This is a genomic window from Pseudooceanicola nanhaiensis (genome assembly GCF_020171315.1).
GTDB lineage: Bacteria > Pseudomonadota > Alphaproteobacteria > Rhodobacterales > Rhodobacteraceae > Pseudooceanicola > Pseudooceanicola nanhaiensis_A.
The window spans coordinates 259425-282017 of sequence record NZ_JAIUZP010000006.1; the positions used below are offsets into that span (position 1 = coordinate 259425).

Genomic DNA, 22593 nt, shown 5'->3' on the forward strand with positions numbered 1-22593 from the left:
AGACAGAGCATGACCCGCCTTCCCCGCATCGCCGTTCTCGTTTCGGCCAGTTTCCTGGCGGTGGCCCCCCTGCAGACGCAGGCGCAGGGGCTGTTCGCGCCGGTGATCACGGTGAACGAGAAGGCCATCACGGGCTATGAGCTGGAACAACGGATGGCGCTGATGCAGGCCCTCGGCGCGCCCGGCAACCTTGAGAAGGACGCCCGCGACGCGCTGATCGAGGACCGGCTGAAAGTGGAGGCCGCGCAGCGCCTCGGCTTCACCATCAGCGAGGAACAGATCCAGGCCGCGATGGAAGAATTCGCCGGCCGCGCCAACCTGACGATGGACCAGTTCTACAAGGTGCTGTCGGACGAGGGCGTCTCGCGCGAGACCTACCGCGACTTCATCGTCGCAGGCGCCACCTGGCGTGAGCTGATCCGCGCCCGCTTCGCCTCGCGCGTGGACGTGCAGGAATCCGAGGTGTCGCGCGCACAGGCGGGCCTCAAGGGCGGCACCACTGCGGGCGCGCAGATCCTCATGTCCGAGATCATCATCCCCGTGCCCCCGGGGCGCGAGGCCGAGGCACAGGACCTCGCCAGCGAGATCTCGCAGATCACCAGCTACGAAGACTTCGCCGCCGCCGCGCGCCGCTTCTCGGCCTCGCCGACGCGGGATCAAGGCGGGCGCATCAACTGGATGCCGCTGACCAACCTGCCGCCCCAGCTGCGCGCCACCTTCATGGAGATGGAGCCCGGCGATGTGAGCGAGCCGGTGCCGCTGCCCAATGCCATCGCGATCTTCCAGCTGCGCGGCCTGCAGGAAGGCGCGGTCACCGCGGTCGATTACTCAGAGATCGACTACATGACCTATTACATCGACGGCGGTCAGAGCGTCGAAGCCCTGACCCGCGCCGCCGAGATCAAGGCCGACATCGACCGCTGCGACGATCTCTATGCGGTCAATAAGGGCCAGCCCGCGGAACTGCTGGAACGCCACAAGGAGGCCCCCGGCGCGATCCCTTCGGACATCGCGCTCGAACTGGCCAAGATGGACAATGGCGAGATCTCGACCGCGCTGACGCGCAATGGCGGGCAGACCATGGTCTTCCTCATGCTCTGCGGCCGGACGGCCAAGCAGTTCGCCGATGTGCCGCGCGACACGATCCGGCTGAACCTGCAGAACGAACGCCTCGGCGCCTATGCCGACGGCTACCTCGCGCAGCTGCGTGCCGAGGCACGCATCGTCGAGAAGTGAGCGCCCGCGATGCCCGCGATTGACGATCTCCCGCCCCTGCGGGAGGTCATTGCCACCCATGGTCTCTCTGCCCGCAAATCGCTGGGCCAGAACTTCCTGCTGGATCTGAACCTGACCGCGCGGATCGCCCGTGTGGCCGGTGATCTGACCGGCTGCGACGTGCTGGAAATCGGCCCCGGCCCCGGAGGCCTGACCCGTGGCCTGCTCTCCGAGGGCGCGCGCCGGGTGCTGGCGATCGAGAAGGACCGCCGCTGCCAGCCCGCCCTCGCCGAGATCGCAGAACGCTATCCCGGCCGGCTGGAGGTGATCGAAGGCGACGCGCTGGAGATCGACCCACTTTCACATCTGACGCCGCCGATCCGCATCGCCGCGAACCTGCCCTACAACGTGGGGACCGAGCTGCTCGTCCGCTGGCTGACGCCGCCGGAATGGCCGCCGTTCTGGGAAAGCCTGACGCTGATGTTCCAGCGCGAGGTCGCGGAACGGATCGTGGCCACCCCCGGCTCCAAGGCCTATGGCCGGCTGGCGCTGCTGGCCTCGTGGCGGGCCGAGGCGCGGATCGCGCTGAACCTGCCGCCCGAGGCCTTCACCCCCCCGCCCAAGGTCTCCTCGGCCGTGGTCCATCTGACCGCCCTGCCCGAGCCGCGCTACCCGGCCGATCCGAAGGTGCTGGAACGCACTGTGGCGATGGCTTTCAACCAGCGGCGCAAGATGCTGCGCGCGGCGCTCAAGGGGCTGGCGCCCGATATCGAGGACCGGCTGATCGCCGCGGGCATCAAGCCCACCGACCGGGCCGAAACCATCGGGCTGGAACAGTTTTGTGCCCTCGCCCGGAACGTCGCCGCCAAGTAAGCGCCCTCAACACGCCCGTCACCCGTTGCGGCCCCGTCAGGGCCGCGCGTGTGCCAAGCGGCGTGCGGCCGTCAGGCCTCCAGTTCGGCGTCCCAATAGAGGAAGTCGATCCAGCTTTCATGCAGGTGATGGGGCGGGAATTTCCGGCCCACGTTGCGCAGGTCCTCGGCGCTTGGCGCGCGGGGGGCCGAGCGCAGGTGCATCCCCGCCCGGCGCAGGCTCTTGGAGCCCTTGTGCAGGTTGCAGGGCGAACAGGCCGCCACGACGTTTTCCCACGAGGTGATCCCGCCCGCCGCGCGCGGCACCACGTGGTCGAAGGTCAGATCGCCCTTGGCCCCGCAGTACTGGCACGAGAATTCGTCCCGTAAGAAAAGATTAAAGCGCGTGAAGGCCACGCGCTTTCTGGGTTTTACGTAATCTTTGAGAACGACGACCGAGGGGATCCGTATCTCGGTACTCGGGCTTCGGACCCAGTGGTCGTATTCGGCCACGATGTCCACCCGGTTCAGCCAGGCCGCCTTGATTGCCTCCTGCCACGGCCACAGCGACAGGGGATAATAGGAGAGCGGCCGGTAATCCGCGTTCAGCACCAGCGCCGGATGCTTCTTCAGCGCTGCCGGTTCCCTGACAAATTCCGTTCTGAAATCACCGTCCATGGTCGACTCTCTTCCCGCCCGTGCGACCCGCGAAAGGGGCCGTTCCGTCAAAGGGGCGGGACGCGCCGCCCCAGTTGATTCGACTATATATCGGGGAGGCATTCTGGCAAGACCCACGATATACAGATGCAGGCAAAGAGCTACCGCAGGTCGGTGACAGGCTCATGACAGTGGCACCGGGGTTATCCACAGGGCATTTTCACCGGATATGACCTCGGAGGACGCCCGCGCAGATCGGCCATCCTCCGCCCCCTGCACGTGACGCGCGCGTATGCCGGACTATCTGCCCCCTTAAGGTGGCCTTAGGTGGTAGAGTTTCCCGGGGTACGGGAGGGGAGGTGATCATGACCGATACGCGTGGAAGGACGGCCTTGCCGCCCGGCACCCCGCCTCCGGGTGCCCCGCCGCTGACGGCCCTGCTGGAAGCGGCGCTCTACGTCGATGACCTCGACGCGGCAGAAGCCTTCTATGGCGGCGTGCTGGGGCTGGAGCGGATCGTGCGGGTGGCCGATCGGCATGTCTTCTACCGGCTGGGCGCGATCACCCTGCTGCTCTTCAATCCCGACCGGACCGAGGAAGGCCCCGGCTCCGCCACGTTGCCGGTGCCCGCTCATGGCGCCCGCGGCCCCGGCCACCTCTGCTTCGCGGTCAGCGCGGTCGAGATCGCGCTCTGGCATGACCGGCTGCACGGGGCGGGCGTGGCGATCGAGGCGGATTTCGCCTGGCCCAACGGGGCGCGGTCGATCTACTTCCGCGATCCCGCGGGCAATTCGCTGGAGATGGCGGAACCGCGGCTCTGGTCCGACATCTGACGCCGCGTGCGGGGCGCCGTGGGAGATTGAGTATTTTTGGAAAGATGAAGCCGGAGGACCCGTGTAGGGCCGCTCCGGCGCGCAGGGTCAGAAGCCCAGCTTGTCGCGCATGAAGGCAAGCGCGACGGAGAGGCCGTCGGGCGCGATGCCATGGGCGGTGCCCTTCATGACGTGGGCATAGACTTCCTTGAAGCCCGCGCCCTGCAGCGCCTCGGCGGCGGCGGGCAGCGATTGCGGCGGCACCACGTCGTCCTGATCGCCATGCACCAGCAGGACCGGCGGGCGCGAGACGACCTCGTCGGCCAGCAGTTCCGGCTCCAGCAGGCGGCCCGAGAAGGCGACGATCCCCGCCACCGGGTCCTCGCGCCGGGGCGCGACCTGCAGCGACATCATCGTGCCCTGCGAGAAGCCGAAGAGCACCACCTGCTCGGGCAGCAGGTCCTCGTCCACCATGAAGGCGTCGAGGAAGGCGTTCAGATCCTCGGAAGCGCGGGCGAGGCCCTGCGCCGCTTCCTCCTCGGAGGAGCCGTCGAGCCAGGGGATCGGGAACCACTGGTAGCCGAAGGGCGCGCCGGGCACGCTTTCCGGCGCATCGGGGGCCACGAAGAGCGTGTCGGGCAGATGTTCGCCCAGAACGTCCGCCAGCCCCAGCAGGTCGGCGCCGTTGGCCCCGTATCCGTGCAGGAACACCACCGCGGAGCGCGTGTCACCCGATTGCGGCTCTTTGCGGCCCGCCTGCAAAACCCGTGTCATCTCAGAGAGTCCCTTCCCTGTTCTTCACCACCCGGTAGTAAGCCCAGAGGATCCGGGCCGCCACCGCGCGCCAGGGGGCCCAGGGCTCCGCCATCGCGCGCAGCGCCGCCTCCCCGGGGCGCCCGTCCAAGCCGTAAAGGACGCGGGCCGCTTCCTGCAAGGCCAGATCGCCCGCCGCCAGCACATCGGCCCGGCCGAGGGCGAACATGGCATAGATCTCCGCCGTCCAGAGCCCGATCCCCTTCTGGGCGACGAGGATGCGCAGTACCTCCGCATCAGGGGCCTGCCGCAGGGCCGCGTAGTCCAGATCGGCCTCCGCAAGGGCGAGGGCGTAGCGGATCTTGGGGCGCGAGAAGCCCTGCGCGCGCAGCCCCTCCTCTCCCGCCGCCAGCACCTGCGCGGGATCGGTCAGCCCCGCGGCCTCGACCCGCGCCCAGATGGCGGCGGCAGAGGCGGTGGAGACCTGCTGCCCGACGATGGCCTGCAAGAGCGCGGCAAAGCCATCCACACGGCGGCGCAGCGGCAGCGGGCCGGTCTCGGCACAGGCCTGCGCGAGACGCGGATCGCGCGCGCAGAGCCAAGCCGCGCCTTCGGCCACGTCGGCGTCGGTCTCGATCAGGCGTCCGGTCGGGGGCAGGCTCATGGGGCCTCGCGGCGGGTGCTGGGGAAACGGGAAGGCAGAGACGAAACGGGCCCGGACAGACTGGCTGCCGGGCCCTCTTCGATCCTGTGCGGGGCCTTACTCGGCCGCCTGCGTGTCGCCGTTGCCGAGGGGCAGTTCGCCCGTGGCGTCGGCATCGGTCTTCTTCTTGCGGGTATAGGTCCGCTTCTTGGGCTTCGGCGCGTCCTCGGCAGAGGCCTCGCCTTCAGCGCCTTCGGCCGCCTTGGTCTTGGACCGCGGCGCGCTGCGGCGCGGCTTGGGTGCGGAGGCCCGATCCTCGGGCGTCTCGACGAGGCCGCTTTCCTCGTCCGCGCCGCTTTCGATCACGTCATCGGAGGTCTGCGCGGGCTCTGCCTGCGCGGCCGGCTGGGGTGCGGGCTCGGAGGGTTGCTCCGTCGCGTTGGCGGGCTCGCTCGACTCGCGTTCCTGGCGCTGTGCGCGCTCGCGGTCGCGGTCCGACTGCCGCTGGCGGTTTTCGTTTTCCTGCTGCTCGCGGCGCTGGTCCTGCTCACGCTGGGCCTCGCCCAGCATGCGGAGGTAGTGCTCGGCATGCTGCTGGAAGTTCTCGGCCGCCACGCGATCGTTGGCCAGCTGCGCATCGCGGGCAAGCTGGTTGTATTTCTCGATGATCTGCTGCGGCGTGCCGCGCACTTTGCCCTCGGGACCCGAGGAATCAAAAACGCGGTTAACGATATTGCCGACAGAGCGATTGCGGTTCGACTTCGACCGCGAACGGGATTTAGACGATCTCATGTATCCGGTTGTCCAGCCTTAAGTGTCTGGCTGCCGTTTGACCCCCGCGTGCGCCTCATTGCGCGTGTCTTCGGGAGTTTCGGCATTTTATGGGCTTGTCGGTCCGGCGGGCTGCTGCGGCAGCGCCCTGGCCGTGACCTGTAATAGGAATAAGCACGCTGCCCCCGCCCTGACAAGGGCTAATGCGGGAAAAACGGACGGATTTAGCTAAATTCCGCATGAGTTCCGCATGAAATCAGCGGGTTTCCCCGCCCGGGACCGGCCTCAGCCCCGAAAAAGCAGCCGCTGCGCTGCGGCAATCTGCCTCGCCGCGGTGCTGCGCGGAAAATGGACGGAAGGGCGCGGATTAAAGCGGGATTAACGCCTGCACCCTCAGGCGGACGCCCGCCCTGTCACCACCCGGTCGCGGCCATCCATATCCGGCAGCACGGCCACATCCATCAGCCCCGCATCGGTGAAAAGCGCCGCCACATCGGGGCCCTGCCGCCAGCCGATTTCCACCATCAGCCGCCCGCCGGGCGTGAGGTGAGACAGCGCACCCGCCGCGATGATCCGGTAGGGTGCCAGCCCGTCGCCGCCCGGGGTCAGCGCGCCGGTGGGGTCGAACTTGGCCACTTCGGGCGACAGCTCCGCCATCTCGGCCTCGGTGATATAGGGCGGGTTGGAGGCGATCAGGTCAAAGCGCCCCGCGACGCCCTGCCACCAGTCGGCCTCGACAAAGTCCAGCCGCCCGGCCAAGCCGAGGCTGGCCGCATTCTCCCGCGCCACGGCAAGGGCCGCGGCGGAGACATCGGTGGCAAGCCCGGTCGCATCGGGCCATTCCGCCAGCAGGGTCGCCGCGATGATGCCCGAGCCGGTGCCAAGGTCGAGCAGCCGCGTCGCCGCCCCGCCCTCCAGCGCCGCGGCGATCAGGCTTTCCGTCTCGGGCCGCGGGTCCAGCACATCGGGCGTGACCCGGAAGGACCGGCCCCAGAAGAGCCTATGGCCAAGGATGCGCGACACGGGTTCGCGGGCGATACGCCTCTCGATATGGGCCATGAAGGTGCCGGTGACGGCCTCGCTGGCCGCCTGCCCCAGCTCCAGCGACAGCCGGTCGGGCCGCAGCCCCGCCGCCCCCGCCAGCAGCAGCCGCGCATCGCGCGGTGCGCCGGCAATCCCGGCCTCGGTCAGGTGCTGCGTGCCCCGGCGCAGCAGCGCGTCGAGCCGCTCGCTCACCCTTCCATCTCCGCCAGCAGGGCGGCCTGATCCTCGGCAATCAGCGCGTCGATGATCTCGTCCAGATCGCCCTGCATCACCTGATCCAGCTTGTAGAGCGTCAGGTTGATGCGGTGATCGGTCATGCGGCCCTGCGGGAAGTTGTAGGTGCGGATACGCTCCGACCGGTCGCCCGAGCCGACCTGGCTCTTGCGGGCGGCGGCGCGGTCGGCGTCGGCCTTCTGGCGCTGCATGTCGTAGAGCCGGGTCCGCAGCACCTGCATGGCGATGGCGCGGTTCTGGTGCTGGGACTTCTCCGACGAGGTCACCACGATCCCGGTGGGAATATGGGTGATCCGCACCGCCGAGTCGGTGGTGTTGACGTGCTGGCCGCCCGCGCCTGAGGCCCGCATCGTGTCGATGCGCAGGTCGTTCTGGTCGATGACGAGGTCGACCTCCTCGGCCTCGGGCAGGACGGCGACGGTGGCGGCGGAGGTGTGGATGCGCCCGCCCGATTCCGTGGCCGGCACGCGCTGCACCCGGTGGACGCCGGATTCGAACTTCAGCCGGGCAAAGACGCCCTCGCCCTGCACGTTGGCGATGACCTCCTTTATGCCGCCCAGTTCGGTCTGGCTTTCCTCGACGATCTGGAAGCGCCAGCCGCGCCGCTCGGCGTAGCGTTGGTACATGCGCAGCAGGTCGCCCGCGAAAAGCGCCGCCTCGTCGCCCCCGGTGCCGGGGCGGATCTCGATCATCGCGGGGCGGGCGTCGGCGGCATCCTTGGGCAGCAGCGCCAGTTGCAGGGCGGTCTCCACCTCCGGCAGGCGGGCGCGCAGCCGGGGCAGTTCCTCCTCGGCGAGCGCCTTCATCTCGGGGTCGGAGAGCATCTCCTGCGCCTCTTCCAACTCGGCCCGCAGGGCGCTGTATTCGGCGATCTGGGCCACCACTGGGCGCAGCTCCGCATACTCGCGGCCAAGGGCTGCGATGTCGCCTCCGCCCTCGGCGAGGCGCGCCTCGAGATACTCGGAACGCTGGGTGATCTGGCGGAGCTTGTCGTCGGAAACCATGGGACTGCTTCCCCTATCGGTTCGTTTTGGTCAAGGGCCCGCAACGTGGTAGGATGAGCGTGGCAGAGGAGGAGGACCGATGCCCGTATGTTCCCAGAGATTCAGGGCCGCGCCGCCCGTATCACGCCCCGCGCCACGGGCCGCGCCGCCCGTGATCGCCCGCGTCGGGGCGCTGTGGCGGTCTTTGACGGCCGGGGCGGTGTGGCGGATGTTGCGCATCGACGCGCTGCGCCAAATGCAGCGCCCAAAGCCGCTGTCCCCGTCGACTGTCCCGCCCGGCCGTGAGGCCGGGCCGCGCCCGACCCTCCCCCAAGGGAGGGCGCCTTGCGCCCCCCCGAGGCTCGGGCGCGGCCCTTTGGGCTGGTCGGTGGGGCTGGACGGGCTGGCGGCTCATACGGAATTTTTGGACCCGGAGGCACGCTGCAGACGTCCAGCTAGGTCCGTGGCACCCCTCGCCCTCCTCAGCCTCACGCTTGCAAGCCTCGCGCCGCTCCCCGCGCAGGCCGACATCAAGCGTGGCACCAAGGTGATCGAGTGCTATTGCACCGGCACGCAGGGCGAGCGGCACGAGTTGGGCGACATCATCTGCCTGCACGTCGACAGCAGAGACTTCACCGCGCAATGCCAGATGTCGCTGAACGTGCCCATGTGGCGGGAGCTGAACGAGGGCTGCGCCAATGCGCTCTACACCCCGCGCCCCGCGACACCGGACTTCACACCCATTCCGCGCAGGGGCTAGCCCCTCAACGAGCGGCGGTCTGGACGATCTGGTACTGGTCCCCGCCGCGCCGGATCACGCAGGTGCCCGAGGTCCGCGTCGGCAGCACCCGGGTGATGGCAGGCGTCACCTGCGCGGCCACCTGCTCGGAGCAGACCGGCAGGCTCACCCGTTCATAGCCGCGATCCGCCATGCACTGACGCTCCACCGTGGCGCGCAGCCCCTCGTTGGCATCATAGGTGTAGACCCGGGGCGGCAGCCGCCGATAGCCGCCGGGACGGCAGGCCCCGGCCGCATTGCAGACCGGCGGCAGGGCGATCACGTCGCCATAATCGTAATCCCGCTCGATCCGCACCGGCGCCTGCTTGTAGGCCGCCGTCTCGCAGGCCAGCTCATCGGCCTTGGCGCGGCTGACCTCTGCCCCGTCGCGATAATAAAGCGAATAGCTGCCACAGGCCCCCAAGGCCAACAGCAGGGCCAGCCCCACGGTGCTCCGGATCGGTTTCATGGCAGATATCTCCCGTTATCTTTCCTCATCTTAGCCCCGCGTCCGGGCCGGAGACAATTGAATTGACCGGCCCCAACCCTTCTGTCATGCACGGAGGTCATGAGACGGGTGCCTTGCGCGCCCTGACACGCCCCGAGGATCCAAGGCGAGCTTCATGAAGGTCATCATCTGCGGCGCGGGCCAGGTCGGCTGGCAGATCGCCCGCCACCTGTCCGGCGAAAGAAACGACGTGACAGTGGTGGACAACAATCCCGAACTTGTGCGGCGCGCGACGGAAACGCTCGACGTGCAGGGCATTGCGGGCTTTGCCTCCTACCCCGACGTGCTGAGCCAGGCCGGCGCCCGGGACGCGGACATGATCATCGCCGCGACCTATTCGGACGAGGTCAACATGGTCACCTGCCAGGTGGCCCACTCCGTCTTCTCGATCCCGCGCAAGATCGCCCGGCTGCGGTCGAAATCCTACCTCGATGCGATTTATTCCGATCTCTACCGGCGCGATCACATGCCCATCGACGTGGTGATCAGCCCCGAACGCGAAGTGGCCGAGGCCGCTCTGCAACGCCTTTCCGCCCCCGCCGCCTTCGACATCGAGACCTTCCTCGACGGTCAGGCGCAGCTCCTCGGCATCTCGATCGAGGCCGACTGCCCGGTGGTGAACACGCCGCTGCGCCAGTTGACCGATCTCTTCTCGACCCTGCGCGCCGTGGTCGTGGGCATCCGCCGCGACGGCCGTCTCTTCGCGCCCGAGCCCGGCGACCAGCTGTTCCCGCACGACGATTGCTATGTCTTCGTGGTCAACGAGGACGTGCACCGCACGCTGGAAATCTTCGGCAAGACCACCAAGACGCAGGAACGCCTCGTCATCGTGGGCGGCGGCAACGTCGGCCTCGCCGTGGCCCGCACGCTGGAGGAGAAGGCGCAGCGCGTCCGCTCAAAGGTGATCGAGAAGAACCGCAAGACCGCCGAAAAGGCCGCCGACGCTCTGGAGCGCACGATCGTGCTGAACGGCGACGGGCTCGACTCGGCGCTGCTGGCCGAGGCCGGGATCAACCGCGCCGATGCGATCCTTTGCGTCACCGACGACGACAAGACCAACATGCTGGCCGCGGTGCGCGCCAAGGCGCAGGGCTGCCCGATGGCCATTGCCCTCGTGAACGACCCGACGCTGGTGCCCCTGATGGGCCCGCTGGGGATCGACGCCTACATCAACCCGCGCGCCACCACCGTCAGCTCGATCCTGCGCCACGTGCGTCATGGCCGGGTGCGCGGCGTCTATTCCATCGGCGACGCCGAGGCCGAGGTGATCGAGGCCGAGGTGCTCTCCACCAGCCCCATCGCCGGGCAGATCATCCGCGACATCGACTTCCCCGAAGGCGTGCTCGTCGGCGGGATCCTGAAGAACGGCGTGGTGAAGAAACCGGCCGGCAACACCCGCGTGGACGAGGGCGACGTGATCGTGATCTTCTCGCTCACCTCGGACGTGCCGGAGGTCGAGCGCCTGCTGCAGGTCTCGATCGACTACTTCTAGACCCATGCTGGCGCAGCTCGAGAAACAGCCGATCCTGATCCTGCTGACCGGGATCACCTGCACCTCGATGCTGGTGCCGGCGCTGGTGGCGCTGATCCAGCAGGATCACCTCGTCGCGCGCTCCTTCCTCTACACGGCGCTTCTGGGCAACTTCATCTGCGTGATGATCGGCATTGCCCGCTCCACCACGCCGCGCCCGCGCCGCAAGGCGGACCTGCAGGCGCTGCTGGGGCTGCTGCTGGCCTTCCTGCTGCTGCCCATCGTGCTGGCCGTGCCCTTCCACGAGGGGCTGCGCACCACGACCTTCACCAACGCCTACTTCGAGATGGTGTCGAGCTTCACCACCACCGGGGCCACGCTCTTCCGCGAGCCGGGCCGCCTGCCCGAGGCGCTGCACCTGTGGCGGGCACAGGTCGGCTGGATGGGCGGGCTGCTGATCTGGCTTGCCGCCGCCGCGATCATGGCGCCGCTCTCGCTCGGCGGGTTCGAGGTGACCTCTGCCGCGCCGCTCGACGAGATCCAGACCCGGCTCGACCGGTTCGACCGCCCGCCCCCGACCCGCCGCCTGCTGCGCCTCGCCGGGCAGCTGGCCCCGGTCTATGTCGGGCTGACGGCGCTGCTGTGCCTGTTGCTGCTGATCAGCGGCGAGCGGCCGATGATCGCCGTCACCCATGCCATGTCCACGCTTTCGACAAGCGGAATTTCGCTGGTGGGCGGGCTCAAGAACGGGTCCTCCGGCTTCTGGGGCGAGGTGCTGATCTTCCTCTTCCTGATCTTCGCCCTCTCGCGCTCCACCTTCGCCAATGACACCGCCGTGCAGCGGCAGGCGATTCACCGCGATCCGGAACTGCGCCTCGCGGCGGTGATCATCGTCGGCGTGCCCCTGCTGCTCTTCCTGCGGCACTGGATCGGCGCCTTCGACGTGAAGGCCGGCGAGGAACTGGGCAATGCGCTCGGCGCGCTCTGGGGCAGCGTCTTTACTGTGATCTCCTTCCTCAGCACCACCGGCTTCGAAAGCGCCAGCTGGGAGACCGCCCAGAACTGGTCCGGGCTGAACACGCCCGGAGAGATCCTCATGGGCCTTGCGATCATGGGCGGCGGCGTCGCCACCACCGCCGGCGGGGTCAAGCTGATGCGGGTCTTTGCCCTTTATCTCAACGGCCTGCGCGAGATGGAGCGCCTCGTCCACCCGTCGTCGATCAGCGGCATGGGCACGCTGAACCGCCGCATGAGCCGCGATGGCGCCTTCCATGCCTGGCTCTTCTTCATGCTCTTCGCGATCACCATCGCGGTCGGCACCGCGGTACTGGCCCTGCTCGGCTCCTCCTTCGAGGCCGCGATGGTGCTGGCCATCGCCGCGCTGACCAACACCGGTCCGCTGATCAACATGGCCGCCGATGTGCCCGTGCCGCTGATCGAACTGGGCGATCCGGCCAAGCTGGTGCTCTGCCTGATCATGATCATGGGACGACTCGAACTGCTGGCAATTATCGCACTTGCGAACGCCGACCTCTGGCGCGACTGACGCAAAGAAGTTACATGCTCGCTACGGTCCTGATTTGGGCTGGAAACTCCCAATCCGGCACCGCATAATCAGCCGGAAGGAACACGGGGCGAGCCGATCGCGGCCGAAGAAAGAAAAAAGGTATAGAAATGGCTTCCGACCGCCAGAATTTGCAAGACGCATTCCTCAATCATGTGCGTAAAACGAAGGTCCCAGTTACGATCTTCCTCATCAACGGTGTGAAGCTGCAGGGCGTGATCACCTGGTTCGACAACTTCTGCGTGCTGCTGCGCCGCGACGGTCAGTCGCAGCTCGTCTACAAGCACGCGATCTCGACCATCATGCCGGCCCAGCCGATCAGCCTCTACGAAGGCGAAGACAACTCTTGATCCCACACGACAAGGCGCCGACGCGCGCCTGGGTTCTGCATCCCGACATCGCGCGCTCCGAGCTGCGCCACGCCCCCGAATATGCCCTGGCAGAAGCGGTCTCTCTGGCCCATGCCCTGCCGGGGCTCGAGGTCGTGGGCCAGAACATGGTGCGCCTGGCAAAACCCGTCCCCGCGACGCTCTTCGGCTCCGGCAAGGTCGCCGAACTGAAGGAGCTGCTGAAGGCCCACGAGGTCGAGCTGGTCCTGATCGACGGCCCGGTGACCCCGGTCCAGCAGCGCAACCTCGAAAAGCAATGGGGCGTGAAGCTTCTCGACCGGACCGGGCTGATCCTCGAGATCTTCTCGGACCGCGCGCGCACCCGTGAGGGCGTGCTGCAGGTCGAACTGGCAGCCCTCGCCTATCAGCGCACCCGGCTGGTGCGGGCCTGGACCCACCTTGAACGGCAGCGCGGCGGGCTCGGCTTCGTCGGCGGCCCCGGGGAAACCCAGATCGAGGCCGACCGCCGCGCCATCGACGAACAGATGGTGCGCCTGCGCCGCCAGCTGGAGAAGGTGGTCAAGACGCGCGAGCTGCACCGCTCGGCCCGCGCCAAGGTGCCCTTCCCGATCGTGGCCCTCGTCGGCTACACCAACGCGGGCAAGTCGACGCTCTTCAACCGGCTCACCGGGGCCGACGTGCTGGCCAAGGACATGCTCTTCGCCACGCTGGACCCGACCATGCGGCGGCTGAAGCTGCCCGAGGGCACCGAGGTCATCCTCTCCGACACCGTGGGCTTCATCTCCGACCTGCCGACCCAGCTCGTCGCGGCCTTCCGGGCCACGCTCGAAGAGGTGCTGGAGGCGGACGTGATCCTGCATGTGCGCGACATCGCCCACCCCGAGACCCGGGAACAGGCCGCGGACGTGGAGGACATCCTCGCCTCGCTCGGCGTGCGCGAGGAGGTGCCGCTGATCGAGGTCTGGAACAAGATCGACCTCGTGCCCGCCGAAGACCGCCCTGCCCTCGAAGGCCGGGCGGAGCGCGAGGAAAACGTCAAGGCGATCTCCGCCATCACCGGAGAGGGGCTCGACGCGCTGCTGGCGCAGGTCTCCGACGCGGTGGCGACGGAGCGGCGCTCCGCAACGCTGACGCTGGCCTTCGCCGATGGCAAACGCCGCGCCTGGCTCTTCGAACAGGGCGTGATCCAATCCGAGCGCCAGACCGAAGAGGGCTACGAGATCGACGTGATCTGGACGCCCACCCAGGCCCGGCGCTACGAGGCGCTCTGACCTCCATCCACTGTTCGAAAATATCCTCGGGGGGATTCGCCCGCGCAAGCGGGCCAAGGGGGGCAGACAGCCCCCCATTCCCGCTCTCCAACTGGCACGCCGCCCCTGACGGCCACCAAGAATTTTAAGAAAAATTCTTGAGAAAAGTCTTGTTTCAAGACTTTTCCCGCCCGGATCGACGGGTGCGCCTCCCGTCGGGGATCAGCCCCAGAGGGCCCCGATGGCAGCCCCCGAGACAGCCCCGGAACGCCCCTTCAGCCCTTACGCCGGGTCCAGGCCCAGAGACAGATGATCTCCATCGCCACATGGGCCCCCGCAATGGCGGTGGCGCCGGTGGTGTCGAAGGGCGGAGAGACCTCGACGATATCGCCGCCCTGCAGGTTGATGCCCGCAAGGCCCCGCAGGATCGCTGCCGCCTGCGCCGAGGACAGCCCGCCCCAGACCGGCGTGCCGGTGCCGGGCGCAAAGGCCGGATCGAGGCAGTCGATGTCGAAACTCAGGTAGCAGGGCCGGTCGCCGACGATCTGCTTCACCTTCGCCGCCACGGCCTTGTTGCCGATCTCATGCACCTCGGGCGCGTCGATGATGTTCATGCCCCAGGCGTTGTCGTTCACCGTGCGGATGCCGATCTGGACCGAGGTCGCCGGGTCGATCAGACCCAGCTTGATCGCCTTGTAGAACATCGTCCCGTGGTCGATCCGGCTCAGGTCGTCATCCTGCCAGGTGTCGGAATGGGCATCGAAATGCACCAGCGACAGGGGGCCGAACTTCTCCGCATAGGCCTTGAGGATCGGGAAGGAGATGTAGTGGTCCCCGCCAAGCGCCACCGAGGCCGCGCCCTGATCGAGGATGCCCTTGATATGCGCGGTCAGCGCATCGGGGAACTCTGCCACCTTGGCGTAGTCGAAGGCCAGATCGCCGTAGTCCGCGATCGCGAAGTCCCCCAGCGGATCGAAACCCCAGCCATAGGGCGGATCGTAGGGTTGCAGGGTAGAAGCCTCGCGGATCGCCCGGGGGCCGAGGCGCGTGCCGGTGCGGTTGGTCACCGCCTGGTCGAAGGGCACGCCGGTCACGGCGAGGTCCACGCCGGTCAGGTCCTTGGTATAGCGCCGCCGCAGGAAGGAGGGCGCGCCGCCAAAGGCGTTCTCGTAGCTGAGCCCGCGCAGCTCCGCCCGGGTGAAGGCCTGATCAACCTGTGTCTTCGCGTCTTCGAGTGCCATCCGTTCCCCCTGGCTCACGTCATCAAGTCCGGAGCGATATGCCCCGCTGTCTGTCTTCTGCCGGCCTCACGTGCCGAGCGGCTGCGCCATCTCGACCAGCTTCACGAAGTAGCTCGCCCCGATCGGGGCCACCTCGTCGTTGAAGTCGTAATCCGGCTGGTGCAGCCCGGCAGTATCGCCCTGCCCCATGAAGATGAAGGCTCCCGGGCGGGCCTGCAACAGGAAGGAGAAATCCTCGGCCCCCATTTCGCGGAAGTCCTCGATCTGCGCCTCGCCGGTCACGGCCCGGGCCGCCTCGACCGCGAATGCGGCCTTGTCGGCGTGGTTGATCGTCGCCGGGTACCAGCGTTCATAGATCAGCTCTGCCTCGACGTTGAAGGCGGCGGCGGTGCCCGCGACGATCTCCTTCATGCGCTTCTCCACCATGTCCTGCACGGCCGGGTCGTAGGTGCGCACGGTGCCGTTGATATAGGCGGTTTCCGGCACGATATTCTCGGCCGAGCCCGCGTGGATCTGGGTGACCGAGATCACGAGGTCGTCGAGCGCATAGTGGTTCCGGCTGGAAATCGTCTGGATCGCCTGGATCGTGGCCACGGCGGCCGGGATCGGATCGCGGGTTTCCTGCGGGTTGGCGGCATGGCCGCCCTCGCCCTTCACATGGACGTGGAAGGTGTCGACCGCCGCCAGCATCGGCCCCGGCGAGGTCAGGAAATGCCCCACGGGCATGCCGGGCGTGTTGTGCAACCCATAGACCTGCGCGATCTCGAAGCGGTCCATGATGCCTTCCTCGACCATGACGCCCGCGCCGCCGCCGTCCTCTTCCGCAGGCTGGAAGATCAGCGCCACGCGGCCTGCGAAATTGCGCGTCTCGGCCAGGTACTTGGCCGCCCCCAGCAGCATCGCGGTGTGGCCGTCATGGCCGCAGGCATGCATCACGCCCGCGTTCTGCGACGGGTAATCCACGCCCGAGGTCTCGGTGATCGGCAGCGCGTCCATATCGGCGCGCAGCCCGATGGTCGGCCCCGGCTCACGGCCCTCGATGATAGCGACGATGCCGGTCTTGGCGATGCCGGGATGCACCTCGTCCACGCCGAATTCCGCCAGACGCTCCTGCACGAAGGCCGCGGTTTCATGCAGTTCGAAGGTCAGCTCGGGGTGGGCATGGAGATGCTGCCGCCATGCCTTCATCTCATCGGCAAAGCCAGCGATACGGTTGATGACGGGCATGGGTGGACTCCGGTTTCAGGGCGGTTCAGGTTGCCCGCGAGAGACCACAAAGCAGGAGCCGCCGCAATGGCCGACGATCTGATCCAGAACCCCGATGGCGGCCTTCCGCGCCTGCTGGAGATCATGCGCCGCCTGCGCGATCCGCAGACCGGCTGTCCGTGGGATATCGAACAGGACTTCGCCTCCATCGCGCCCTACACGATCGAGGAAGCCTACGAGGTCGCCGACGCCATCGAGCGCGGCGAGATGGGCGAACTGGAAAGCGAGTTGGGCGATCTGCTGTTGCAGGTGGTCTTCCACGGCCAGATGGCGGAGGAAGCCGGGCTCTTCTCCTTCCACAGCGTCGCCAATGGCGTGGGCACCAAGATGGTGGACCGCCATCCCCATATCTTCGGGGACGAGAGCCGGGACAAATCCGCCGAACAGCAGACGAAGGACTGGGAGGCGATCAAGGCCAAGGAACGCGCCGCCAAGGCCGAGACCGGCGTGCTGGACGGCGTGGCCATGGGGCTGCCCGCGCTGATGCGCGCGGTGAAGCTTCAGAAACGCGCCGCCCGGGTGGGCTTCGACTGGACCGATGTGTCGGACGTGCTCGACAAGATCGCGGAGGAGAGCCGCGAGCTGGTGGAGGCCCGCGACACCATGGGCCCGGACGAGATCGAGGATGAATTCGGCGACCTGCTTTTCGTCATGGCGAACCTTGCCCGGCATCTGGACGTGGACCCGGAGGCGGCCCTGCGGCGCACCAACGCCAAGTTCACCCGCCGTTTCCGCGCCATCGAGGCGGCCCTTGCCGCCGAGGGGCGCAGCCCCCAGCAAAGCACGCTGGAGGAGATGGACAAGCTCTGGGATGCCGCCAAGGCCGCGGAGTGAGCGCTGCCTGCGGCTTAACGGCCGGCCCCCTCTGGGCCGGTCGCGCCCTGCGGGGCCGCCCGCCCGCGCATCCGCATCCGGAAGCGCCCGCCAGAACCACCCCTCAGAAACGTCGCGTCATCAGCACGTAGTCATCGCGCAGCGCGAATTTCTGCCGCTTGTAGAAGGCCACCACCCGCGCGTCGCTCTTGCGCACTTCGAGGTGCAGCGCCTTCAGCCCGGCCTTGGAGAGCGCAGTCGGCAGGGAGTGGAGCACCTCTGCCCCGATGCCGCGTCCGCGCACCCCGGCGCGGATGTAGAATTCATCCACGAACCCCTCCATGCCGCCCAGCTCCAGCGACCAGCCGAAGGTGATCACGATATAGCCGATGGGCGCCCGCGCAGGCCCGATCAGGTAGGCCACCCCGTGGGGGGAGCCCTCCAGCAGCGGCATCAGCGCGGCCTCGCGGGCCTCGTCTGTCTGGGCGATGTCCATCTCGGCGTGAAACGCCGTGACCATGGGCATCAGGCGGGTCAGATCGTCCGGGGTACAGAGGTGAACCGAGGTCACAGCAGGGCCAGCCTTTCGCGCAGCAGGGCGAAATAGCCCTCGTCGTCGATGGTGCCCATGAAGAGCGCATTGGGCGCGCGCCCCGAGACACCCCACCAGTCGGCCACGGTCATGCCCATGGTCAGCTCCGAGGCGATCTCGATCTCGACGTTGATGTGGCGCCCGGTGAAGAGATCGGGCCGAATCAGGTAGGCCGTCACGCAGGGATCGTGCAGCGGCGCTCCGGGGGAGCCGTATTTCTCAAGATCGAAGGACTGGAAGAAATCCGTCATCTCGGCCACGGCGATGCCCACGCGGTTGCCGAGCGCGCGGAAGGCCTCGTTGCGCTCGGGCGTGACCATCGCCTTGTGTGTGACGTCCAGCGACATCACCACGAGCGGCACACCGGCGCGGAAGACCACGTCCGCCGCATGGGGATCGACGTAGATGTTGAACTCTGCCGCCGGGGTGATGTTGCCGACCTCGAAATAGGCCCCGCCCATCAGGACGATCTCCTGCACGCGGTCGATGATGTCGGGGGCCTTGCGGAAGGCCATGGCGATGTTCGTCAGCGGCCCCAGCGGGCAGAGCGTGACCGTCCCCGCCGGTTCGCGGCGCAGGGTCTCGATGATGAAATCCACCGCGTGCTGGTCCTGCAGCGGCATCTCGGGGTCGGGCAGTTTCGGCCCGTTGAGGCCGGTGGCACCGTGGACATGCTCAGCCGTGCGCAGGTTGCGCACAAGGGGATGCTCTGCCCCGGCAAAGACCTTCACCTCGGGCCGGCCCGCCAGTTCGCAGACGATGCGCGCGTTCTTAGAGGTCAGCGCCAGCGGCACGTTGCCCGCCACGCAGGTGAGGCCGAGGACCTCGATTTCCGCCGGGCTGGCAAGGGCCAGCAGGATGGCAATGGCATCGTCCTGTCCGGGATCGGTGTCGATGATGATCTTTCTGGCAGTCATGGTCCCCTCGTCTTTGGCGCCGACCTTGGCGTGGGCCGTGCCTCATGTCCATCGCTGGTGCAAGGGCGGGTGGATTTCCATTGCGGACCCCCGCCGATCGCCGCAATCTGCGCCCATGTCCGAGAGCCCTCCCCTTGCCCATGCGGCACCGGTCTACCTGCATGCGGGCGCGCATCGCACCGGCACCTCCTCGTTCCAGATGTGCCTGTCCCTCAATGCCGACGCCCTGCGCGCGGCGGGCTATGACCTCGCCTATCCCGGGCGCGACGGCATCCCCGGCGGGAACCTGCAGCTGCGCCTGCCCGCCCCACGCCACGGCCCCCGCAAGGTGCGACGGCTGGGAGAGGCGGCAGGCGCGCATCTGGCCGCCCTGCGCAGCGACGCGACCCGCCCCCTGATCCTGTCGGAGGAGAATATCCCGGGCCGGATGCTGCATTTCTATCAGGGCCGGTTCTATCCCGCCGCCGCCGCCCGGGCCCGCGCGCTCAAGACGGCGCTGCCGGGCCCGGTGGCGCATCTGCTCTACGTGGTCCGGCCCTATGACACGCTCTATGTCTCGGCCTATCGCAAGCGCGCGGAGGACCGCCCGGTGGAGCCCTTCGCCACGATCCGTCCCCGGCTCATGGCCATGGACCGCGGCTGGCTCGAGCTGATGGAGCTGCTGATCGAGCAGCTGACGCCCGCCAGGGTGACCGTGGTGGATTATGCCGCCCGCGGGTCGAGTGCCGCGCTCCTCGGGCACCTGCTGGAGGCCGATCCCGCGGGCCTGAAGGAGCCCGGGCAGGTCGTGAACCTCTCGGCCACCGATGCCGCGCTGGAGGCACTTCAGGCGCGCTATGCCCGGGGTGAGACGCTGGAGCGCGACGCCTGGAAGGCGGTGATCGCGGAGCATGCCGAGGCGCAGGAGCCGCGCGGTTTCGCGGCCTTCACGCAGGGCGAGGCGGAGGACCTGCGCGCGCGCTACGCGGCGGACATGGAGCGGCTGGGACGGATGCCCGGGGTGAGCGTCGTTCAATAGCGCCGAGCGACCCGCCGACCGTTTGCGCCCCCCGCCGCCCCAAACGAAAACGGCGGCCCCAAGGGACCGCCGCTTCCAAACCTCTCCGGCTATTCTCAGCCGTCGAAATCCACCGTCTCCATCAGCCGCAGCGCATCGGGGCGCAGCTTGGCGAGCTCCATCAGGTTCACCTCGTCCGCCTCGAAGCTGCCCCAGCCCTTCACCATCTCGGAGGGTTCCGAGCCCGGCGCGATCGGGTACTCGTGGTTCGCCTCGGCATAGATTTCCTGCGCCGCAGGCGAGACGAGGAATTCCATCAGCTTCAGCGCGTTTTCCTTGTTCGGCGCCGCCTTGGTCATGGCGATGCCCGAGATGTTCACATGGGTGCCGCCGCCTTCGAAGACCGGGAAGACGATGTTGACCGAATTGGCCCATTCGACCTGCTCGGGGTCTTCCAGCATCTCGCCCATGTAGTAGGTGTTGCCCAGCGAGATGTCGCATTCGCCGGCCCAGATCGCCTTGACCTGCGCCCGGTCGTTGCCCTGCGGCTTGCGCGCGAGGTTGGCCTTGAGGCCCTTGAGCCACTCCAGCGTGGCCTCCTCACCGTGGTGGTGCAGGTAGGCCGCGGTCAGCGCCACGTTGTAGGGATGCATGCCCGAGCGGGTGCAGATCCGGCCTTCCCACTTGGGATCGGCGAGGTCCTCGTAGGTGGTCACTTCCCCCTCGGCCACGCGCTCCTTGGAGGCATAGACGATCCGCGCACGGGTGGTCAGCCCCCACCACTGGCCCTCGGGGTCGTGGAATTCTGCCGGAACATGGCTTTCCAGCACCTCGGAATGCACCGGCTGGGTCACGCCCGCCTCCACCACGGAGGAGAGCCGCGAGATGTCCACCGTCAGCACGAGGTCCGCGGGCGAGCGGTCGCCCTCTGCCAGCAGCCGCTCGACCATGCCCTTGTCGAGGAAGGCCACGTTCACCCGGATGCCGGTCTCTTCGGTGAAGGCATCGGTCAGTGGCTTCAGCAGCTCGGGCTGGCGATAGGAATAGAGGTTCACCTCTTCGGCCAGCACGGGCGCGGCCAGCAGGGTCGCACCTGCGGCCAGAATGGTGGAGCGCAGCATCTGTTTCATGGGGTCCTCCCGAAATGTCTCTCCGCGCTATACCTGAGTGATTTTATCAGGGCAACAGGGCGACAGCACTTGGCACGGGCCTCCCGGCTCAATCGGCGGCCCGACGACGCCCCATCGCCATCACATCGGCGTGACCAAGAGACCGCCCGCAGCGGGACTGCCATGGCCAGCACGGTGACACCGGATCACGATCCCCTGCCCCCCGGCCCCGCAGCCGATTGGCAAACCGGCATGGCCGCCATATCTTACCCCCATGACCCTGCAGATCCCCTTCGACAACAGCTATGCCGCCCTGCCGCCCGCCTTCTACAGCCGGCAGGTGCCGATCCCCGTGGCCGCGCCCCGGCTACTCGCCTTCAACCGGCCGCTGGCCGATCTGCTGGGCCTGAGCGATCTGCCGGACGAGGCCGCGCTCGCGCGCATCTTCTCCGGCAACGAGGTGCCAGCCGGTGCCACGCCGCTGGCGCAGGCCTATGCCGGGCACCAGTTCGGCGGCTTCTCGCCCCGGCTGGGGGATGGCCGCGCGCTGCTGCTCGGCGAAACGCTGGGCACCGACGGGCTGCGCCGGGACATCGCGCTCAAGGGCTCGGGCCCCACGCCCTATTCCCGCCGCGGCGACGGCCGGGCGTGGATGGGCCCCGTGCTGCGCGAATACGTCGTCTCGGAGGCGATGTACGCCCTCGGCATCCCCACCACGCGAGCCCTTGCCGCCGTGGCCACCGGCGAGACGATCTATCGCGAAACCGCCCTGCCCGGCGCGATCCTGACCCGCGTGGCCCAAAGCCATATCCGGGTCGGCACCTTCGAGTATTTCGCCGCGCGCGGGGATCGTGACGGGTTGCAGCAGCTCTATGACCACACCCGCGCCCGGCACTACCCCGAGGCCGAAACCCCGCTGGAGCTGCTCCAGGCCGTCATCGCCCGGCAAGCCAGCCTGATCGCGCAGTGGATGGCCGTGGGCTTCATCCACGGGGTCATGAACACCGACAACTGCCAGGTCGCCGGCGAGACGATCGACTACGGCCCCTGCGCCTTCATGGACACCTGGCACCCGGACACGGTCTATTCCTCGATCGACCACCAGGGCCGCTACGCCTATTCCAACCAGCCCCACGCGGTGACCTGGAACCTCGCCAAGCTCGCCTCCGCCCTCGTCTCGCTGGAGGCCGATCCGCAGGCCGCCGTGCCGCCCTACCAGCAGGCGATCGAGGCGATGCCCGGCCAGATCACCGCGCAGTGGCTCGCCCGCTTCCGCGCCAAGATCGGCCTCACCGCCCGCGCCGACAGCGACACCGCGGACGCGCAGCTCATCGCCGATCTCCTCGACCTCATGCAGGCGCAGAAGCTCGACTTCACCAACACCTTCCGCGCCCTCTCCGGCCCCGCGCCCCGGGATGCCTTCCTCGACCGCGACGCCTTCGACGGGTGGAACGCCCGCTGGCAGGCACGTCTTGTCGGAGAAACCACGCCACAGGCCCGCATGGAGGCCGCGAACCCCTGGATCATTCCCCGCAACCACCGGATGGAAGAGATGATCTCTGCCGCGGTGGCGGGCGACATGGCGCCCTTCCACCGGCTGATGGAGGTGCTGGCGACGCCTTACAGGGCGCAACCCGCTCAAAGCAGCCTGACCCTGCCCCCCACCGAGGACCAGATCGTCCCCGCCACCTATTGCGGCACGTGACCAAGGGCGCGCTTGGGGCTTCGCACCCGCTGCACGCCATGCTAGGGAGGGCCCATGTTAGGGCTAACA

At 68.0% G+C, this 22593-nt stretch carries 23 protein-coding genes; 11 read left to right on the forward strand and 12 right to left on the reverse strand.

All coding sequences use genetic code 11. From position 1 onward, the window contains the following. Positions 1-9 precede the first annotated feature (9 nt). The gene (locus tag LCM32_RS11220) at positions 10-1236 is read left to right on the forward strand and encodes a peptidylprolyl isomerase (protein WP_224821160.1); all 1227 of its coding nucleotides are present in this window, start codon (positions 10-12) and stop codon (positions 1234-1236) included. Between the two features lie 9 nt (positions 1237-1245). Continuing rightward, positions 1246-2088 carry a 16S rRNA (adenine(1518)-N(6)/adenine(1519)-N(6))-dimethyltransferase RsmA gene (rsmA, locus tag LCM32_RS11225; protein ID WP_224821161.1) on the forward strand — a complete coding sequence of 281 codons (843 nt, stop codon included), beginning with the start codon at positions 1246-1248 and terminating at the stop codon, positions 2086-2088. A 71-nt stretch (positions 2089-2159) separates the two neighbouring features. On the opposite strand, the gene LCM32_RS11230 is transcribed toward rsmA, so the two are convergent. Next, positions 2160-2744 carry an HNH endonuclease gene (locus LCM32_RS11230; protein ID WP_224821162.1) on the reverse strand — a complete coding sequence of 195 codons (585 nt, stop codon included), beginning with the start codon at positions 2742-2744 and terminating at the stop codon, positions 2160-2162. A gap of 344 nt (positions 2745-3088) precedes the next feature. On the opposite strand from LCM32_RS11230, the gene LCM32_RS11235 reads away from it, so the two are divergent. Continuing rightward, positions 3089-3556 carry a VOC family protein gene (locus LCM32_RS11235; RefSeq protein WP_224821163.1) on the forward strand — a complete coding sequence of 156 codons (468 nt, stop codon included), beginning with the start codon at positions 3089-3091 and terminating at the stop codon, positions 3554-3556. A gap of 87 nt (positions 3557-3643) precedes the next feature. Here LCM32_RS11235 and LCM32_RS11240 read toward each other — a convergent pair whose 3' ends face one another. From LCM32_RS11240 to prfA, 5 genes are all read right to left on the reverse strand, one after another. After that, complete coding sequence (locus LCM32_RS11240; protein WP_224821164.1) at positions 3644-4309, reverse strand: alpha/beta hydrolase; 666 nt, start codon at positions 4307-4309, stop codon at positions 3644-3646. 1 nt (position 4310) lies between these two features. Continuing rightward, the gene (locus LCM32_RS11245; protein WP_224821165.1) at positions 4311-4952 is read right to left on the reverse strand and encodes a DNA-3-methyladenine glycosylase family protein; all 642 of its coding nucleotides are present in this window, start codon (positions 4950-4952) and stop codon (positions 4311-4313) included. 96 nt (positions 4953-5048) lie between these two features. After that, positions 5049-5723 (reverse strand): DUF4167 domain-containing protein, encoded by a 675-nt coding sequence (locus LCM32_RS11250; protein ID WP_224821166.1) that lies wholly within the window; start codon positions 5721-5723, stop codon positions 5049-5051. A 372-nt stretch (positions 5724-6095) separates the two neighbouring features. After that, positions 6096-6938, reverse strand: coding sequence for a peptide chain release factor N(5)-glutamine methyltransferase (gene prmC, locus LCM32_RS11255; RefSeq protein WP_224821167.1), 843 nt, complete (start codon positions 6936-6938; stop codon positions 6096-6098). Beyond that, positions 6935-7984: a peptide chain release factor 1 gene (gene prfA / locus LCM32_RS11260; RefSeq protein WP_224821168.1), complete on the reverse strand. Its 1050-nt coding sequence runs from the start codon at positions 7982-7984 to the stop codon at positions 6935-6937. Before prfA ends, prmC begins: the two co-directional genes overlap by 4 nt. A 442-nt stretch (positions 7985-8426) precedes the next feature. Between prfA and LCM32_RS11265 the strand changes: the two genes are divergently transcribed. Beyond that, positions 8427-8723 (forward strand): hypothetical protein, encoded by a 297-nt coding sequence (locus LCM32_RS11265; RefSeq protein WP_224821169.1) that lies wholly within the window; start codon positions 8427-8429, stop codon positions 8721-8723. 4 nt (positions 8724-8727) lie between these two features. On the opposite strand, the gene LCM32_RS11270 is transcribed toward LCM32_RS11265, so the two are convergent. After that, positions 8728-9210 (reverse strand): hypothetical protein, encoded by a 483-nt coding sequence (locus LCM32_RS11270; protein WP_224821170.1) that lies wholly within the window; start codon positions 9208-9210, stop codon positions 8728-8730. Positions 9211-9364: 154 nt separating this feature from the next. Here LCM32_RS11270 and trkA point away from each other — a divergent pair, with 154 nt between their 5' ends. The 4 genes from trkA to hflX all read left to right on the forward strand — a co-directional run bounded on the left by trkA (position 9365) and on the right by hflX (position 13905). Further along, positions 9365-10741, forward strand: a complete 1377-nt coding sequence (trkA, locus tag LCM32_RS11275; RefSeq protein ID WP_224821171.1) for a Trk system potassium transporter TrkA — start codon at positions 9365-9367, stop codon at positions 10739-10741. 4 nt (positions 10742-10745) lie between these two features. Continuing rightward, positions 10746-12266, forward strand: coding sequence for a TrkH family potassium uptake protein (locus LCM32_RS11280; RefSeq protein ID WP_224821172.1), 1521 nt, complete (start codon positions 10746-10748; stop codon positions 12264-12266). 128 nt (positions 12267-12394) lie between these two features. Further along, positions 12395-12634, forward strand: a complete 240-nt coding sequence (gene hfq / locus LCM32_RS11285) for an RNA chaperone Hfq (RefSeq protein ID WP_100162369.1) — start codon at positions 12395-12397, stop codon at positions 12632-12634. Further along, a complete protein-coding gene (gene hflX / locus LCM32_RS11290) occupies positions 12634-13905 on the forward strand; it encodes a GTPase HflX (RefSeq protein ID WP_224821391.1) in 1272 nt (423 codons plus the stop codon). The genes hfq and hflX overlap by 1 nt, the downstream gene beginning before the upstream one ends. 254 nt (positions 13906-14159) lie before the next feature. On the opposite strand, the gene speB is transcribed toward hflX, so the two are convergent. Further along, positions 14160-15125: an agmatinase gene (speB, locus tag LCM32_RS11295; protein ID WP_224821173.1), complete on the reverse strand. Its 966-nt coding sequence runs from the start codon at positions 15123-15125 to the stop codon at positions 14160-14162. Positions 15126-15191: 66 nt separating this feature from the next. Then, a complete protein-coding gene (locus LCM32_RS11300; RefSeq protein WP_224821174.1) occupies positions 15192-16352 on the reverse strand; it encodes a M20 aminoacylase family protein in 1161 nt (386 codons plus the stop codon). A 66-nt stretch (positions 16353-16418) separates the two neighbouring features. Here LCM32_RS11300 and mazG point away from each other — a divergent pair, with 66 nt between their 5' ends. Then, positions 16419-17225, forward strand: a complete 807-nt coding sequence (gene mazG / locus LCM32_RS11305; RefSeq protein WP_224821175.1) for a nucleoside triphosphate pyrophosphohydrolase — start codon at positions 16419-16421, stop codon at positions 17223-17225. 103 nt (positions 17226-17328) lie between these two features. Here the strand turns inward: mazG and LCM32_RS11310 are convergent, their stop codons facing one another. Continuing rightward, entirely contained in the window at positions 17329-17775 is a 447-nt protein-coding gene (locus LCM32_RS11310; protein ID WP_224821176.1) for a GNAT family N-acetyltransferase, read from the reverse strand. Then, entirely contained in the window at positions 17772-18713 is a 942-nt protein-coding gene (locus LCM32_RS11315; RefSeq protein ID WP_224821177.1) for a nucleoside hydrolase, read from the reverse strand. The genes LCM32_RS11310 and LCM32_RS11315 overlap by 4 nt, the downstream gene beginning before the upstream one ends. Before the next feature lie 115 nt (positions 18714-18828). On the opposite strand from LCM32_RS11315, the gene LCM32_RS11320 reads away from it, so the two are divergent. Further along, on the forward strand, positions 18829-19731 hold the full coding sequence (locus tag LCM32_RS11320) for a hypothetical protein (protein ID WP_224821178.1): 903 nt from the start codon (positions 18829-18831) through the stop codon (positions 19729-19731). A gap of 95 nt (positions 19732-19826) precedes the next feature. On the opposite strand, the gene LCM32_RS11325 is transcribed toward LCM32_RS11320, so the two are convergent. Next, entirely contained in the window at positions 19827-20831 is a 1005-nt protein-coding gene (locus LCM32_RS11325; protein ID WP_224821392.1) for a Fe(3+) ABC transporter substrate-binding protein, read from the reverse strand. Positions 20832-21093: 262 nt separating this feature from the next. Here LCM32_RS11325 and LCM32_RS11330 point away from each other — a divergent pair, with 262 nt between their 5' ends. Next, complete coding sequence (locus LCM32_RS11330; protein WP_224821179.1) at positions 21094-22524, forward strand: protein adenylyltransferase SelO; 1431 nt, start codon at positions 21094-21096, stop codon at positions 22522-22524. Positions 22525-22593: the final 69 nt, after the last annotated feature.

Coding starts and splice junctions, on each gene's coding strand:
- LCM32_RS11300 (WP_224821174.1), bottom strand. CDS start 16,352: ATGCCCGTCATCAACCGTATCGCTGGCTTTGCCGATGAGATGAAGGCA.
- LCM32_RS11245 (WP_224821165.1), bottom strand. CDS start 4,952: ATGAGCCTGCCCCCGACCGGACGCCTGATCGAGACCGACGCCGACGTG.
- LCM32_RS11235 (WP_224821163.1), top strand. CDS start 3,089: ATGACCGATACGCGTGGAAGGACGGCCTTGCCGCCCGGCACCCCGCCT.
- LCM32_RS11230 (WP_224821162.1), bottom strand. CDS start 2,744: ATGGACGGTGATTTCAGAACGGAATTTGTCAGGGAACCGGCAGCGCTG.
- LCM32_RS11240 (WP_224821164.1), bottom strand. CDS start 4,309: ATGACACGGGTTTTGCAGGCGGGCCGCAAAGAGCCGCAATCGGGTGAC.
- LCM32_RS11270 (WP_224821170.1), bottom strand. CDS start 9,210: ATGAAACCGATCCGGAGCACCGTGGGGCTGGCCCTGCTGTTGGCCTTG.
- rsmA (WP_224821161.1), top strand. CDS start 1,246: ATGCCCGCGATTGACGATCTCCCGCCCCTGCGGGAGGTCATTGCCACC.
- LCM32_RS11330 (WP_224821179.1), top strand. CDS start 21,094: ATGACCCTGCAGATCCCCTTCGACAACAGCTATGCCGCCCTGCCGCCC.
- LCM32_RS11320 (WP_224821178.1), top strand. CDS start 18,829: ATGTCCGAGAGCCCTCCCCTTGCCCATGCGGCACCGGTCTACCTGCAT.
- LCM32_RS11280 (WP_224821172.1), top strand. CDS start 10,746: ATGCTGGCGCAGCTCGAGAAACAGCCGATCCTGATCCTGCTGACCGGG.
- LCM32_RS11325 (WP_224821392.1), bottom strand. CDS start 20,831: ATGCTGCGCTCCACCATTCTGGCCGCAGGTGCGACCCTGCTGGCCGCG.
- trkA (WP_224821171.1), top strand. CDS start 9,365: ATGAAGGTCATCATCTGCGGCGCGGGCCAGGTCGGCTGGCAGATCGCC.
- speB (WP_224821173.1), bottom strand. CDS start 15,125: ATGGCACTCGAAGACGCGAAGACACAGGTTGATCAGGCCTTCACCCGG.
- LCM32_RS11250 (WP_224821166.1), bottom strand. CDS start 5,723: ATGAGATCGTCTAAATCCCGTTCGCGGTCGAAGTCGAACCGCAATCGC.
- hfq (WP_100162369.1), top strand. CDS start 12,395: ATGGCTTCCGACCGCCAGAATTTGCAAGACGCATTCCTCAATCATGTG.
- mazG (WP_224821175.1), top strand. CDS start 16,419: ATGGCCGACGATCTGATCCAGAACCCCGATGGCGGCCTTCCGCGCCTG.
- LCM32_RS11220 (WP_224821160.1), top strand. CDS start 10: ATGACCCGCCTTCCCCGCATCGCCGTTCTCGTTTCGGCCAGTTTCCTG.
- LCM32_RS11315 (WP_224821177.1), bottom strand. CDS start 18,713: ATGACTGCCAGAAAGATCATCATCGACACCGATCCCGGACAGGACGAT.
- prfA (WP_224821168.1), bottom strand. CDS start 7,984: ATGGTTTCCGACGACAAGCTCCGCCAGATCACCCAGCGTTCCGAGTAT.